The organism is Acinetobacter sp. AM (assembly GCF_003105055.1).
GTDB classification, from domain to species: domain Bacteria; phylum Pseudomonadota; class Gammaproteobacteria; order Pseudomonadales; family Moraxellaceae; genus Acinetobacter; species Acinetobacter tibetensis.
In genome coordinates this window covers 225,857-240,212 of record NZ_QETG01000001.1, presented here as the reverse complement: position 1 = coordinate 240,212, position 14,356 = coordinate 225,857, and the positions used below count along the sequence as shown (strand labels likewise).

General features: G+C 42.4%; 15 protein-coding genes. 8 read left to right on the top strand and 7 right to left on the bottom strand.

Going from position 1 to position 14,356, the window contains the following annotated elements; all coding sequences use genetic code 11:
• Positions 1 to 24: 24 nt before the first annotated feature.
• Both DCO44_RS01135 and pgsA read left to right on the top strand, forming a co-directional pair.
• Positions 25 to 819, top strand: a complete 795-nt coding sequence (locus DCO44_RS01135) for a thioesterase family protein (RefSeq protein WP_116758785.1) — start codon at positions 25 to 27, stop codon at positions 817 to 819.
• Between the two features lie 109 nt (positions 820 to 928).
• Positions 929 to 1,516, top strand: coding sequence for a CDP-diacylglycerol--glycerol-3-phosphate 3-phosphatidyltransferase (gene pgsA / locus DCO44_RS01130; protein WP_116758784.1), 588 nt, complete (start codon positions 929 to 931; stop codon positions 1,514 to 1,516).
• 256 nt (positions 1,517 to 1,772) lie between these two features.
• Here the strand turns inward: pgsA and DCO44_RS01125 are convergent, their stop codons facing one another.
• Positions 1,773 to 2,549: an IclR family transcriptional regulator gene (locus tag DCO44_RS01125; RefSeq protein WP_116758783.1), complete on the bottom strand. Its 777-nt coding sequence runs from the start codon at positions 2,547 to 2,549 to the stop codon at positions 1,773 to 1,775.
• A 439-nt stretch (positions 2,550 to 2,988) separates the two neighbouring features.
• Between DCO44_RS01125 and DCO44_RS01120 the strand changes: the two genes are divergently transcribed.
• Genes DCO44_RS01120 through DCO44_RS01110 form a run of 3 tightly spaced genes read left to right on the top strand, consistent with a single transcriptional unit; the run spans position 2,989 to position 6,330 of the window.
• A complete protein-coding gene (locus tag DCO44_RS01120) occupies positions 2,989 to 5,076 on the top strand; it encodes an FUSC family protein (protein ID WP_165815667.1) in 2,088 nt (695 codons plus the stop codon).
• A 1-nt stretch (position 5,077) separates the two neighbouring features.
• On the top strand, positions 5,078 to 5,287 hold the full coding sequence (locus DCO44_RS01115) for a DUF1656 domain-containing protein (protein WP_116758782.1): 210 nt from the start codon (positions 5,078 to 5,080) through the stop codon (positions 5,285 to 5,287).
• A 38-nt stretch (positions 5,288 to 5,325) separates the two neighbouring features.
• Positions 5,326 to 6,330, top strand: a complete 1,005-nt coding sequence (locus DCO44_RS01110; protein ID WP_116758781.1) for an HlyD family secretion protein — start codon at positions 5,326 to 5,328, stop codon at positions 6,328 to 6,330.
• Between the two features lie 43 nt (positions 6,331 to 6,373).
• On the opposite strand, the gene ruvX is transcribed toward DCO44_RS01110, so the two are convergent.
• From ruvX to recN, 3 genes are all read right to left on the bottom strand, one after another.
• Entirely contained in the window at positions 6,374 to 6,817 is a 444-nt protein-coding gene (gene ruvX, locus DCO44_RS01105; RefSeq protein WP_116758780.1) for a Holliday junction resolvase RuvX, read from the bottom strand.
• Positions 6,810 to 7,364, bottom strand: coding sequence for a YqgE/AlgH family protein (locus DCO44_RS01100; protein WP_104441194.1), 555 nt, complete (start codon positions 7,362 to 7,364; stop codon positions 6,810 to 6,812). Before DCO44_RS01100 ends, ruvX begins: the two co-directional genes overlap by 8 nt.
• 112 nt (positions 7,365 to 7,476) lie before the next feature.
• A complete protein-coding gene (gene recN, locus DCO44_RS01095) occupies positions 7,477 to 9,138 on the bottom strand; it encodes a DNA repair protein RecN (protein ID WP_116758779.1) in 1,662 nt (553 codons plus the stop codon).
• Positions 9,139 to 9,466: 328 nt separating this feature from the next.
• Between recN and DCO44_RS01090 the strand changes: the two genes are divergently transcribed.
• The 3 genes from DCO44_RS01090 (at position 9,467) to DCO44_RS01080 (ending at position 11,631) form a co-directional block, all read left to right on the top strand.
• Positions 9,467 to 9,790, top strand: a complete 324-nt coding sequence (locus DCO44_RS01090; RefSeq protein ID WP_016168405.1) for a pyrimidine/purine nucleoside phosphorylase — start codon at positions 9,467 to 9,469, stop codon at positions 9,788 to 9,790.
• Positions 9,791 to 9,926: 136 nt separating this feature from the next.
• On the top strand, positions 9,927 to 10,679 hold the full coding sequence (gene rlmB, locus DCO44_RS01085; protein ID WP_116758778.1) for a 23S rRNA (guanosine(2251)-2'-O)-methyltransferase RlmB: 753 nt from the start codon (positions 9,927 to 9,929) through the stop codon (positions 10,677 to 10,679).
• 34 nt (positions 10,680 to 10,713) lie between these two features.
• The gene (locus DCO44_RS01080; protein ID WP_116758777.1) at positions 10,714 to 11,631 is read left to right on the top strand and encodes a DMT family transporter; all 918 of its coding nucleotides are present in this window, start codon (positions 10,714 to 10,716) and stop codon (positions 11,629 to 11,631) included.
• Here DCO44_RS01080 and coaE read toward each other — a convergent pair.
• The 3 genes from coaE to DCO44_RS01065 are packed head-to-tail and all read right to left on the bottom strand — an operon-like array spanning position 11,628 to position 14,334.
• A complete protein-coding gene (gene coaE / locus DCO44_RS01075) occupies positions 11,628 to 12,245 on the bottom strand; it encodes a dephospho-CoA kinase (RefSeq protein ID WP_116758776.1) in 618 nt (205 codons plus the stop codon). The genes DCO44_RS01080 and coaE overlap by 4 nt on opposite strands.
• 2 nt (positions 12,246 to 12,247) lie before the next feature.
• Positions 12,248 to 13,108 (bottom strand): prepilin peptidase, encoded by an 861-nt coding sequence (locus DCO44_RS01070; RefSeq protein ID WP_116758775.1) that lies wholly within the window; start codon positions 13,106 to 13,108, stop codon positions 12,248 to 12,250.
• The gene (locus DCO44_RS01065) at positions 13,108 to 14,334 is read right to left on the bottom strand and encodes a type II secretion system F family protein (protein ID WP_116758774.1); all 1,227 of its coding nucleotides are present in this window, start codon (positions 14,332 to 14,334) and stop codon (positions 13,108 to 13,110) included. Before DCO44_RS01065 ends, DCO44_RS01070 begins: the two co-directional genes overlap by 1 nt.
• Between the last annotated feature and the right edge of the window lie 22 nt (positions 14,335 to 14,356).

The following is a 14,356-nucleotide window of genomic DNA, read 5'->3' as shown; positions in this document are numbered from 1 at the left end:
TAAAGAATAAAATAAGAGACAGGCATGACACTGTTAGCTGTGTATCAAGCACTTGAGCAGAATGAATGGATTGAAATACCGACCGGCTGGTTACAGGGCCGAACAATTTACGGTGGCGTGGTTGCGGGCCTGATGATGCAAAAGGCATTGGTGAGCATTGCGGATAGTTCTAAACGGTTATTGAGTACCAGTGTCACTTTTGTTGGACCTGTACAACAAGGCGCAGCACGGCTGACCGCCGAGATTTTACGTCAGGGTAAGTCCGTGACCACCATTGAAGTCCGCTTATGGCAAGACGATGCCGTACAAAGTATTTTAATTGCCAGTTTTGGTGCTGCCCGATCTTCTGAAATTCATGTGCGCCAAGAACGCATGGCGCCAAATTATATGGCACCCCAGCATTTACAAGATATGCAGTTGAATGCCCAGTTTCCACAGTGTTATCAGCAGTTTGATGTGCGTTGGGCTGAAGGTGAAATACCATGTACTGGCAGTGAACAAAGTGACTTTGGGGGTTGGTGTCGGTTTCATCCTGAAAAGCATAGTGATCGGCCTTTTGAGGTTGCCGACCTAATGACGCTTTTTGATATCTGGCCACCAGGGGTTTTTCCGCTATTTAAGACGTTTGCACCTGCCAGTTCTTTGACATGGCATGTGACTTATGTCAATCCATTACAGCAAAATTTACATGATTGGTTTAAATATAAAGTATTTACTGACTACGCTGCGGAAGGCTATGCCACGGAATATGCGCATTTGTGGGATGCAAAAAATCGTTTAATTGCGATTTCAAGGCAGACAGTTACCGTGTTTGCCTAGTGACACTGTACCTCAATTCGTATAAAGTGGCGCTAAATACGATGAGTTAAATGTGTTCGTTTGAACCATTAAAGTCATCGCTCATAAAGGGGAAAAGTTGGCGGTGTCTATGACAGCAGGTCGAATCCTGAATATTCCAAATATCTTGACCTTGGCGCGTATCGCCTTGATTCCTGTATTTTTATTAATTGCCTATTGGCCACCCGCCATTGGGGTTGCAGGACATGATGGGGGCTTAACACGGCATCTTATTTTGACTGCGATTTTTGTCCTTGCTGCGGTGACAGATTGGTTTGATGGTTATTTGGCAAGAACTTTAAATCAGACGTCTGCCTTTGGTCGTTTCCTTGATCCTGTGGCAGATAAGCTCATGGTTGCAGCGGCATTAATTGTCTTGGTGCAATGGCAGCCGTCAATTTCAATGGCTTTTGCGGCAATTGTGATTATTTCGCGTGAGATTACGGTCTCTGCATTAAGAGAGTGGATGGCAGAGCTTGGGGCGCGGACCAATGTGGCCGTTTCTACCGTCGGTAAATACAAAACAGCTTTTCAAATGATTGCAATTTCAGTGTTTTTACTCAACTGGCAACCTTTAGAAACGCTGGCTTATTTACTGCTGTACACGGCAGTTGGGCTGACTTTATGGTCAATGTTCATTTATTTAAAAGCGGCATGGCCGTATTTAAAGCAGCCTTAATTGATCGCATAAAAAAAACTCCAAATATGGAGTTTTTTTTATGCCTGAAAATTAAAAACAGCAATCTAAAATACTCCACACATTAAAAAGCCCAAGACACTGCTTGAGCTTTTTAACTCTGAGGAGAATCACGCATGCAATATGTCATGGAAACATAAAGCCGCTGAAGAACTATAATCATATTATGAGAATATATTGGCTTTATCAACCAGAAAAGCTAAATCAATTTGTTCAATTCTTGTATACGTGACACAACTTACATTTCAGTTGGTGTCGTCGATAAAGCAAGAAATTGTTGTTCAATCAAGGCAGCATTGCTATGTAAGACTTCAATGAGTTTGTCTAAGTTGACAAATTCAAAACGTTTTCTGGAGCCGAGTACGGTTAACGCCAAAGGGGGTTCTTTACTGGAAAATTTGATTGGAACAGACAGCCCTGATACGTTTGGATCGACTTCACCATTTGAGAAATAATAGCCTTGTTTCTTGATTTTTTTCATTTTATTCAGAAATTCTTGGTCATTCTGAGCAAATCCAACTTCCGCCAATTGGGTCGAAAAACGTTGGTAATAATCTAAAATACCTTGTTTGGGTAAGTGTGAAATAATGGTTTTTGGAGATGACCCTACATAGACTGGGCGAGGGCAGCCTCGACCGTAGGACAATAAAGTTACCCCTTTGGTGACTTCATGATGTAAGTCGATACAAGAATCATGATTTAAATGCGTCAATAGACAGCAAAATTCTGTTCGTTCAGCAATTTCTTTCATGAACGGAATACTGATTTGAATCAATGGATTAGATTTATGCGAAATATAATCTAAAACGGCAATTTTTGAGCCAAGCGTATAGTCGCCAGATGTCCCACTTAGGCGCTGTAACAGTTCAGCAGAAACCAATTCTTTTAAATAGCGATAGCTGGTTGGTTTAGAAAGGCCAAGTTCTTCACTAATGATATCGACATTAATGATTGGGCGAGACACTGAAAACAGGTCTAAAACGGTGAGAATTTTACCAAAACTAGAAAGTGTCATAAGAAGAAGCCACAACGTCAAAAAGAAAAAGACATTTAAAGTGATGTTATAACAAATTGTTGTTGGTCATGCAGAGCTTTTGTCATAAAACGATGGCAGATTTTAAATTAAACGATCATCGATAATTTGATTAAATTTAATGCCAATAAGCTTATAAATAATAAATCAAATTATCACAATAAGATATTTTATTTGACTTTTACCGTAATTATTATGAAAATAATAGGATTGAACTTCTCACTGTAAATTTTTCTGTTCAAAATTTACGCTTGAATTGCGGCTATGACGTTTTCCTCACGTTAAAAGCTGCCCTCTCATTTTTGAATATCTTCTGTTACCGCAATTCAGCGGATGGGACAGAGCTTGCATATTGATATTGTCGACCTTGGTGTGACTTTGAAAAAGATGATCTATTTAACTTCGTCTACAGGATGGGGTGATGTTGTTAATTAAGCCAATTTTGGCCTTTCGTCCTAGTCGCATGGATATGGTTTTTGCCGTTAAAACCTTTGTAGCGATGTTATTGGCGCTTTTTATTGCATTTTCACTCGACCTGACCTATCCCATGTGGGCAGCAGGCACGGTGATTATTGTGGCACATCCCTATGCAGGGATGGTGTCCTCTAAGGCGGTCTACCGCATTTTGGGGACGTTGATCGGTGGGATTGTTGCCATTGTGCTGACGCCACAATTTATTGATCTTCCTATCTTTTTTACACTGGTTCTAGCAGGGTGGGTGGGGCTATGCCTGTATCTCTCTTTATTGGACCGTACGCCGCGTAGCTATGTCTTTATGTTGGCCGGTTATACCACGGTCATGGTGGTGTGTAGCTCAATCAATAGCATTAGTACCCATAGCGTGTTTGATATGGCTTTGGGGCGAATTTTGGAAATCTCAGTCGCTGTGTTATGTAGTGCGGTGGTATCGAGCACCTTGTTTCCAGTGCATTTAGGTGCGCTAGTGCAAAAGCGAGTGCAAAAGACATTGGATGATACCCGCCAAGTGTTTCGCAGCATTTTAACCGATCCAGAACACAGCAATCGTTATACCCAACTGTTGGCAGCAATTACCCGTGATACCTCAGATATTCATGGCTTGGCGGTACATTTAAGTTATGAACGTGGCGCCCTACAAGGCATGACCAAGTCACTGCAAGAATTATTGCACCAAGTCAGCATGACTGTGGCTAATCTGGTGGCTATGTCTGAACGGGTTGCACAGCTAGATCAAATAGATATCCGTTATCGGCAAGTTTTACCAGTGCTGCATGAGCATGTATTACAGTTTTTACGCGCACAGCAACATGTGCAAGTTGATCAACTAAAACAATTACCTAACAATTTTGAGCAAGATTTTACTGCGTTATCGGAATTGGCGACGGCTGAACAACAGATCATTTTGCATGCTTTGAAAATGGACATTCGCCATTTTGTAGAAAATGTAGTGACCATTAAGTGTTTATGGGATTTGATCCAGCAAGGCAATAAACGTATTCCAGAACAGATTGTCACTTTAACTACCTCGTACCCGAGTTTGCATCGAGATCATGGTGTGGCGGTACGAAGTGCTGTCGCCGCAGTGATTGCCACGATTATTTCATTTTTGCTCTGGATTTATAGTGGTTGGCATGCGGGCTATATGATGGCGCAGTTGACCGCAGTCACGGTGTGTATTTTGTCAGGCTTAGACAACCCTGTACCTGCGTTGCGCTTGTTTATTCGTGGTTCAGTTTATGCGGCAATCATTACTATGTTCTATGCCTTTGTGATTATGCCCGAAGTGCATGAATTCTGGCAGTTGGCATTTGTACTGGCGCCTCTGTCGTTGTACTTGCTGAGCATGTTGCCGAATCCACCTTTAATGGGTTTGGCATTACCGATGTTGATTAACTTCATCATGAGTTTAAATTTGCAAAATCGTTATAGCACTGATGCAGTCTTACTGATTGATACCGCTTTGGCAGGGGGTGTGGGTCCAATTATCTCGATTTTTGCTATTTATTTTATTCGAGCCATGTCGCCAGAAACCAGTGCTAGTCGAATTTTGGCGTTGCATTACCGTGCCATGCGTGAGGCCTTGTTTATTCCTTATGGGGTTCAGTTTCGGATTCATTTACGCAGTATGCTTGACCGTATAGGGGTATTGAATACCAAGCTGGTTCAATCCGAGCAGCTCAAACAGGCCATGAATTTAGCATTAATTGAAACCAGTGCGGCCATCAATCTGAGCCGGTTGGCTGAATTTGTCCAGAACCCGAAGGTCAGTGTGAACTTACAACAGGCTTTTATTGCCTTACAACACAGTTTAGAACAAGCCTTTTGGGTGCAAGAAAAGCAACAGATTTTACCTGAAGGCTTAAAGCAGCAGGTTTTTGCTGAGTTACAGCATGTAGAGCAGTGCTTAGAAGACGAACCGAATGCGGATTTTTGTATGCGGGTAAAAATGAATATCAACAATATTCGCAGCAGTATTTTCCATGAGCCACCCTCAGAGGAAATGATACATGTGATAAAGACAGGAGCTTGAGATGGGCGAGTTCAATGCGTATGGAGTTTATATTCCTGTTTTCTTGATTCAAGCAATTGTTGCATTTTTAGTCTTTAAATTGGTTTCAATCTTGACCAACCCATGGCTGGATCAAGGTTGGGTCGCATTGCCAGGGGTCTTCAATATCTGCCTCTACATTATTTTATTAATGGGCGTGCATGAAGGGTTTTTGGTGTTTTGGGGTATTTAGGCCATACAAATGATTGAATTAGATAAGAGGACACAGAAATGAATACCTTAGATACACGTAAAGTAATACGCCCCATCGTCACAGCCGTGATGTTACTGGCAGCGATCTACGTGGTGGTGCATTTATGGAATTATTATAATTCAGCACCTTGGACACGTGATGGTCGTGTTAGAGGGGACGTTATGCAAGTATCTTCGGATGTTTCTGGCTTAGTCACTCAGGTTTTGGTTCAAGATAACCAAAGCGTTAAAAAAGGACAGGTGCTGTTTAAAATTGATGTCGCACGTCAGGCACTGGATGTAGAGCAGGCAAAATCAGATTTAGCAAAAGCCCATGCAGGTTTGGCAGAAGCAGAAGCTGCACTGGCCCAAGCGAGAGCCAACGTGATTAAGTCGCAAGCCAATGCCAATTTGGCAGATAAAAATGCCAGTCGTTATGGCAATTTGATGGAGGGCGCAATTTCTAAACAAGAACAGGATCAAATGTTCGCAGCGCGCGATCAATCGCATGCCGAGCATGAGCAAATGTTGGCAGCCATTGAACAGGCCAAAGCCAATATTGTGCAACAAAAAGCGTTAATTGAAGTGGCAAACAGTAATTTGCATTTGGCGCAACTCAATTTGACTCGCTCTGAGGTACTTGCGCCTGCGGATGGAAGCTTATCTAACTTTAGTTTACAGGTAGGTAATTATGTCAAAACAGGGGATGCTGTTGCCGCCTTGGTCAATCGTCAGCAATTGTATGTGGTCGGTTATTTTGAAGAAACCAAATTGAACCATATTCAAATTGGTGATTCTGCTACGGTACAGTTGATGGGGGATGATCAGAAAATTAAAGGTCATGTGCAGGGGGTTGCTTCAGGGATTGAAGATCGTGAACGTTCGAGTAGCTCTACCTTGTTGGCAAATGTAAATCCAACTTTTACTTGGGTGCGTTTGGCACAGCGGGTACCTGTGAAAATTGTGTTAGATGAAATGCCGAAAAACCAGTTGGCTTTTGTTGCAGGTCGAACCGCAACCATTCATATCCAGACCAAGCAGTAATAAATATGGAAAAGGAGATATTCGTCCTTTTCCAGATCAAGCTTTAAGGTTGTATACCTTCGGGGTGACGATACCAACTTTCGATCAGTAATGCGGCAGCAAGACTATCGGCAGAAAGTTTTTTCCCACGACCTTGTGCTTGATAATGATCGAGTTCATCGCGTGCTTCGCGGGTGGTTAGGCGCTCATCGACCATCAAGGTTTCAATATTGGTTTGATGGCGCAAACGACGAGCAAATTTACGTGCGCGGGTTGAAAGCTCCGATTCACTATCATCCATATTCAACGGTAATCCGACTAAAAATAAGTTCGGTTGATGTTGTTTGACCAGTTTTAGTAAATTGTCCCAATGGGGAATACCATCTTTCATGGGAAATAAAGCCAGTGGATTAGCACTGGAAATAATAGACTGCCCGACAGCCATGCCCATTTTTTGTGTGCCAAAGTCAAAGGCCATAATTAATTGCGGTTGAGATAAATCAGGCATGACCAATCTCTGAAGATAACCAATTACGGTCGACGCCCATTTTTTTGTATGCTGCGTCCCAACGGTCGCCATAAGGCAAGTTAAAAATTAGATCCATATCAGCATCACAAATCAGCCAGTCACCCCGAGTGATTTCATCTTCCAGTTGATGTTTGGCCCAACTGGCATAGCCTAAGGCAATTTGATAGCGTCCCACACCTTCGTTATGCGCAATCGCATCTAAAATATCTTTAGAGGTGGTAATGCAGACGTTTTCTCCAACGGCAATCGATGAATGCCAAGTCGGTTGTCCTGTATGCAATACAAAGCCTGCTTCTGGGCGTAAAGGGCCACCTTGTAACACATCATGCGGATGTACATTATCTGCATCAATTTCTAGATCATTAAGTAATTCTTTTACGGAAATGCCAGAAGGTCGATTGATAATAATGCCTTGCGCACCTTCATCATCATGTCGAGCCAAATAAATGACGGTATGAGCAAAAAACTCATCTTTCATTTCTGGCGGGGCAATCAGGCAACGATGCGTGAGATATTGTTTGGTCACCTAAGCATTTCTCCTTTAAAAGTCATCTATGCGATGACTACAGTCCGTATACTTTCAACTTACAAGACTTTGCGTTATTCACCAATCTTTTTTTACAGCTTTGACCTTAAATTTATACGGGCTGGAATTTTAATTGTCGGAGTTGTTTTGCGTGTTGTAGCGTAGTTTCACTAATTTCAACACCACCTGTCATCCGTGCCAATTCCAAAATCCGCTGCGGTTCTTCGAGTGAAATAATGGTACTACTCGCAGGATCGGTTTGCTGTTTTTTCACCAGTAAATGCTGATCAGACTGAGCTGCCACTTGCGCCTGATGAGTAATACAGAGAATTTGCACATGCTGGGCTAAATCCGCCAGTAGACGACCCACAATTTCCGCAGTTCCGCCACTGATCCCCACATCAATTTCGTCAAAGACCAAGACTTCAGCTTCGGTTTTTTCGGCATTCATGACTTGCATCACGAGGGCAATACGTGAGAGTTCTCCCCCTGAAGCCACACGTGCCAAAGGTTGTGCTGGAATGCCTTTATTGGCAGTGAAGAGTAATTGGATAAAGCTTAGTCCATCGGCAGAAGCTTGTTCTAGCGGTTCAAACTTAAACTCAAAATGTGCCTCAGGCAGCGCCAGTTGCTTCACTTGTTCGGTCAATTGTTTGGCCAATGGTGTTGCTGCCGCACGTCGGATTTCATCTAGATGTTGCGCTTTCGCTAAAAAGTCCTGATGTGCCAGTTCGACTTGTTCAGCTAAAGTTTCAGGGTCTTCTAGGGCATGTAACTGTGCTAACTCTGCTTGCCAGCCTTGGTATTCCTGATTTAAATCTTCTGGTTGGGTGCGGTATTTACGGGCAAAACGATGGAACACTTCAAGTTGGGTATTTAATTCTTCCATGCGCTCAGGGTCATAGCTTTGACGGTCAATGAACTGGCGTAAATTTGCCGTTGCATCATCCAATTCGCTTTGCGCATTCAGAATCGAGTTATGTATTTCTGCCAATTGTTCACTGCGTCCTGCATGGGATTCTAAGCGACGAATGAGTCCAGACAATTCTTGATTGATATTCTGCTCAGCTTCATCCAGGGTATTTAAGGCATAACTACAATCTTGCATGATGTGTTCATGATGACTGAGTCGGTCGAACTCCTGTTCAATCTCTTTATACGCCAATTGAATCACTTCTTCTAATTCTTCGAGTTGTAATTCAAGGGTTGCAATACGTTGTTTACGGCTGGCTTGGGCATCGAGAGCAGCTTGATGCTGACGAATGGTTTGCTGCCAATTTGAATAGGCTTCTTTGACTTGTTGTGCAGGTTGCGCAAAATTACTGTAACGATCAAGCCAGTGCTTCGGATAAGGTGGCTCTAAAAGTTGCTGTTGACTGTGCTGACTATAGAGTTGAACCAGAAGTCGGCCTAACTCTTTGAGTTCAGACAAACTGCTGGGACGACCATTAATCCAAGCTTTACTGCGGCCTGTAGCGAAGATGACGCGTCTTAAATGGATTTCACCTGAATCGTCATCTAACTCATGTTGCTGTAACCAAGAGGCTTCGGGGCTATGCTGTTCATAACTAAACACGGCGGTAATATCGGCCTTATCTGCACCATAGCGCACATAATTGGTGTCTGTGCGGTCGCCTAAGCTGGCTGAAAGTGCATCCAGTAATAATGATTTTCCTGCACCAGTTTCACCTGTAAGAACATTAAAACCTTGATCAATATCAATGGCTAAGTGATCAGCTAAGGCAAAGTTGATGAGAGTTAAATGTGTCAGCATAAACGCGTCCAAGCTGCGAAAAGTTTGGTTTCTGTAAGATAGTCAAATTTTTTAATTCTCACAAGTTTTAGTCTGTGCTGAAACTGTGTTGGATTCTATATTAGCGTAAATTTTTCAATTGCATAGTAAAGATTTAAGACTAAAGCAATTTGAGTCTCAAGCATCAATCATATACAATTTTTCAGTTAAAATGGGGCTGTAAAAGTGTGACTCTAGGTTTTCTAGTAAAAATGCTGTTTACAGATAAACACCGATTGATTAGTTGCTATTGCCTATTTAAACTACATCAATCATTAAGATATTTATCCGCATCATCTGGAGAATACGCATGTCAGCTCAGTTTGATCATGTATCAGTTATCAAAAAATCGAACGTTTACTTTGGTGGATTATGCATTAGCCATACCGTTCAATTTGAAGATGGAACCAAAAAAACCCTAGGCGTTATTCTTCCAACTGAACAAGCCTTAACGTTTGAAACACATGTGCCTGAGCGTATGGAAATTATTTCGGGTGAGTGTCGTGTAAAAATTGCGGATAGTGAAGAAAGTGAATTGTTCCGTGCAGGGCAATCATTTTATGTACCTGGCAATAGCCGTTTTAAAATTGAAACAGATGAAGTTTTAGACTATGTATGCCATTTAGAAGGCTAAGTCTAGGACGGATAAGCAAAGCTATTTTAACGAAAATCAGTTAAACTATGGCTTAAGTTAAAATCCTGTAAAGGCAACTTTGCAGGATTTTCTGTTTGTAGTTTCTCCCTATCTTTTTGCTTACTCGAGGTTGTTCATGGCAAAACCTGAATATTATTATGGCGTTCATTCAGTAGAGTCGCTCTTAGAATTGGAGCCTGAACGTGTTCTAACTTTGTTCACCTTGAAAGGGCGTGATGACCAACGTTTAAAACGTGTACTTGAGTTGGCTGAACCTTTTGGTATTAGTGTGCAACAAACAGGTCGGGATCGATTAGAAAAAATGGCTGGCTTGCCATTTCACCAAGGGGTCGTGGCCGCTGTTCGCCCTAATCCAATTTTAAATGAAAAAGATCTGGAAGCCTTACTGAAGCAATCACCAAATTGTTTATTGCTGGGGTTAGACCAAGTCACCGATCCACATAACTTAGGTGCGTGTATTCGTACTGCGGCTGCTATGGGTGTGGAAGCTGTAATTGTGCCACGTGATCGTTCTGCAAGTTTGACCCCGACAGCACGTAAAGTGGCAGCGGGTGGTGCCGAAAAAGTTAAATTTATCCAAGTGACCAATTTGGCACGGACTTTAGCGCAAATTAAAGATGAGTTTAACGTGCGTGTGGTGGGGACCATGCTTGATGAGAAAGCACTTCCATTACAACAGTTCGATTTTACTGGAACCGCGGTATGTGTGGTGATGGGTGCTGAAGATACAGGCCTGCGTCCAATTACCCAGTCTCAATGTGATCAAACCGTTTATATTCCGATGGCGGGCAACTTACAAAGTTTGAATGTGAGTGTAGCAACAGGCATGGCACTCTATGAAGCATGTCGCCAACGTCAAAGCGTTTAATTTACTTTTTATTGCTTAGCATATTGTTGTAAAGATGATTTCACACCGCTCCAAAGGCTATTTGTTTGTTGCCATTACCATGTGCATTTGGGGCGGATTTACTTTGGCTTCTCGCTTAAGTGCACAATGGCATATCAGTGCGTGGGATATCACTGCACTGCGTTTTGCATTGGCGTTTTGCATTTTAATGCCGATTTTAATTTATAAAAAAGACACTGCTTTTTTATGGCATAAACAACCGATCATTTTGGCACTTATCGGGGGTGTGGCGTACTGTTTAACGTCATATAGTGCATTTCATTATGTTCCTGCGGCACATGCAGCCATTTTCTTGAATGGTTGTTTACCACTATGTACTGCAATCGCGGCGTATTTACTGTTTAAACAACCTTTTGATCGTCATACGTGGCTAAGTCTGGCAATTATGCTGACCGCAATTGGCTCAATGTCTTATTTGATGTATCAGGAAACAGGGGTTGCTTTTGGTTTTGGTGACTTACTGTTTCTCTTGAGTGCAATCTGGTGGGGGATTTTTACGGTTCTATTGCGGCAATGGAAACTTTCCGCTTGGCATTCCATGGCGAGTGTTGCGATTTGGTCTGCGATTATCTATTTGCCTATCTATTTGTTATTTTTACCGAAACATCTCGATCAACCAGAACCGATGCATTTGTTGTTGCAAACACTTTTCCATGGCATTTTTGTAGTGATTGTTGCAACGCTGACTTACGTGGAAGCAATCAAGCGACTCGGTGCATTTAAGGCAGGCAGTATTGTGACTTTGGCGCCATTTATTGCCGCGATTCTGGCTGTGCCTTTATTGCATGAACCGTTAAGTTTGGCAATTATGTGCGGTTTGCTGGGGATGGGAATTGGGGCTTTGCAGCCGTGGCGTTGGTTACGTAAAGACACCTTGCAAGCGCAACTCGATCAGCAAAAGAGGTCATCTTAAACTGACTGCTTTTGCTCTGCCATGCTTAAATATTTCTGATGTAAAGGTTCAAGATGTGCATAAAGATGGCTGAGATGACCATCATTGAGCACAATATCATGCGCTAGCTGTTGTTTTTGCATTCGTGGCATTTGTGCTTGAATAATCTGTCGGATCTGCTGAATACTTTGTCGATCTCTTTGGCTGGCGCGTTCAATCTGTAAGTCTTCCGATGCATCAATTAATAAGACACGATCAGTCAACTCGTGTTGATTGGTCTCTAGCAGTAACGGAGAGACCAGAATCACATAAGGACTGGTGGCATCTTGCAGTTGCTGAAGAATCGATTGTCGAATAGCAGGGTGGGTGATGCCTTCTAAAACTTTACGTGCATCGGCATGTTGAAAGATATGTTCACGTAAGGCTTTACGATTGAGTGCACCTGTTTTATCGAGTACCCAGTCGCCAAAGGCTGCTTGAATGGCATGTAAGGCAGGCTGATTCGGTTCGACCACTTCACGTGCGACAATATCGGCATCGACCACTTGAATGCCTTGTGTTTCAAACCAATGGCTGGCAGCAGATTTCCCACTACCAATTCCACCTGTAAGACCGAGAATGAATGGGTCTTGCATACTCATTGTCCTAGATAAACTTTCATAATTTGCTCACCCCATAAAAAGGCAACCCAACCCGCGATGGCAATATAGGGGCCAAAAGCAAAAGGTTGATTTTCTTTACGGATTTTAAGCAGAATAATTCCGATGATCGCACCGACCAGTGAAGACAGTAATATGATCAATGGTAGCAGCAACGGACCCATCCAAGCCCCTAAAGCAGCCAGTAATTTAAAGTCACCATAGCCCATGCCTTCTTTACCTGTAATAATTTTAAACAGGTAATACACAATCCAAAGGCAAAGAAAACCAATGATATAGCCCCAGATGGCAACGCTTGGTGAGGTATAAATAGAATAGCTGTTAATTCCCAGTCCTAATGCTGCCAATGGCAAGGTATAACGATCAGGTAGAAGCTGTGTATCGAAATCAATAAATGTTAGTGCGATTAATGTATAGGTGAGAATCAAACCAAACAACATTTGTAAGGTGGGACCATAGACCGCGACGACTGTCAAAGCACAGATGGCAGTTAGCAATTCAACCAAAGGGTAGCGGATACTGATCGGGTTACTACAGGTTCCACATTTACCACGTAATACTAACCAGCTAATGACAGGGATATTCTGATACCAACGAATAGGTTTCTTACATTTCGGACAGGTTGAAGCTGGCTGGCTGAGACTGAGTTTTTTCTCATCCAAAATGGCTTGTTCAGGATGTAAGAGTAGTTGACAGTCTTGATGCCATTCTTGCTCCATCATTTTGGGAGTGCGATAAATGACAACGTTTAAAAAACTACCAATGCATAAACTAAAAATCCCAACTGCGACATAAAGTGCAGTTGGGTTTTGAATAAAATAATCGAGTAAATCTTGCATTAAACCACAGAACCCATTTGGAAGATTGGAAGATACATGGCAATGACCAGACCGCCGACAAGGACCCCAAGAACCGCCATGATTAAGGGCTCCATCATTGAGGTTAAGCCATCGACGGCATTATCGACTTCATTTTCATAATGTGTCGCGACTTTATCTAACATGGCATCCAGTGCACCTGATTCCTCACCAATGGCAACCATTTGTATTGCCATAGAAGGAAATTTATCCGTGACCCGCATGGCAAATTGCAACTGTTGCCCAGTCGCAACATCATCTCGGATTTTAAGCACCGCTTGCTCATAGACCACGTTATTGGTTGCTCCAGCAGTTGACTCTAAAGCATCAATCAGTGGAACACCGGCAGCAAAGGTCGTGGCTAAAGTACGGCTGTAACGCGCGATAATGGCTTTATAAACCAGATCACCAAAAATAGGAGCCTTTAATGCCGCTTTATCCAAAAAGTCACGGAATTTTTTACTCCGTTTTTTGGCTTCAAGAAATACGGCAATCAACACTCCAATCGCGATAATTAGAATAAACCAGTATTTTTGCATCCACTCTGACATATTCACGACCATTTTGGTAAAGGCTGGAAGATCTGCACCAAATGAGCTAAATAAATCTTGGAATACAGGAACAACCTTCACCATCAAAATGATGGTGACAATAACTGCCACCACAACTACGGAGGCTGGATATTTCATGGCTTTTTTGATTTTTTGTTTCAGGAGTTCGCTTTTTTCTTTATAAATTGCGACACGATCCAACATGGTTTCAAGCGCACCTGATTGTTCGCCAGATTCGACCAAAGAGCAAAATAAATTGTCAAAGTGCTGGGGATATTTTTTTAGCGCGCCAGCAAAAGTGTTGCCACCTTCGACTTCACCTTTAATGCCTAAGACCACTTCCCGCATTGCTGGGTTTTCTAAGCCCTCGGCCACAATTTCAAAGCTTTGTACCAAAGGTACACCCGCTTTCATCATGGTGGCCAATTGGCGTGTGAAAATGGTGATATCTAGTGTGCTGACTTTCTTTTTTAACAAACCTTCAAGAATATTTTTTCGCTTTTCTCGAATGGTCTTAATGGCAACCCCTTGCTTACGTAATGTGACTTTAGCTAAAGCCATATTCCGTGCAGGAAGTTCCCCTTTAATTTTTGCCCCTTTGCGGTCAACTCCTTCATAACTGAAGGTTGGCATCATCTGTGCTTTTTTGACAGCCATGCGTTTATCCTTATTTTAAATA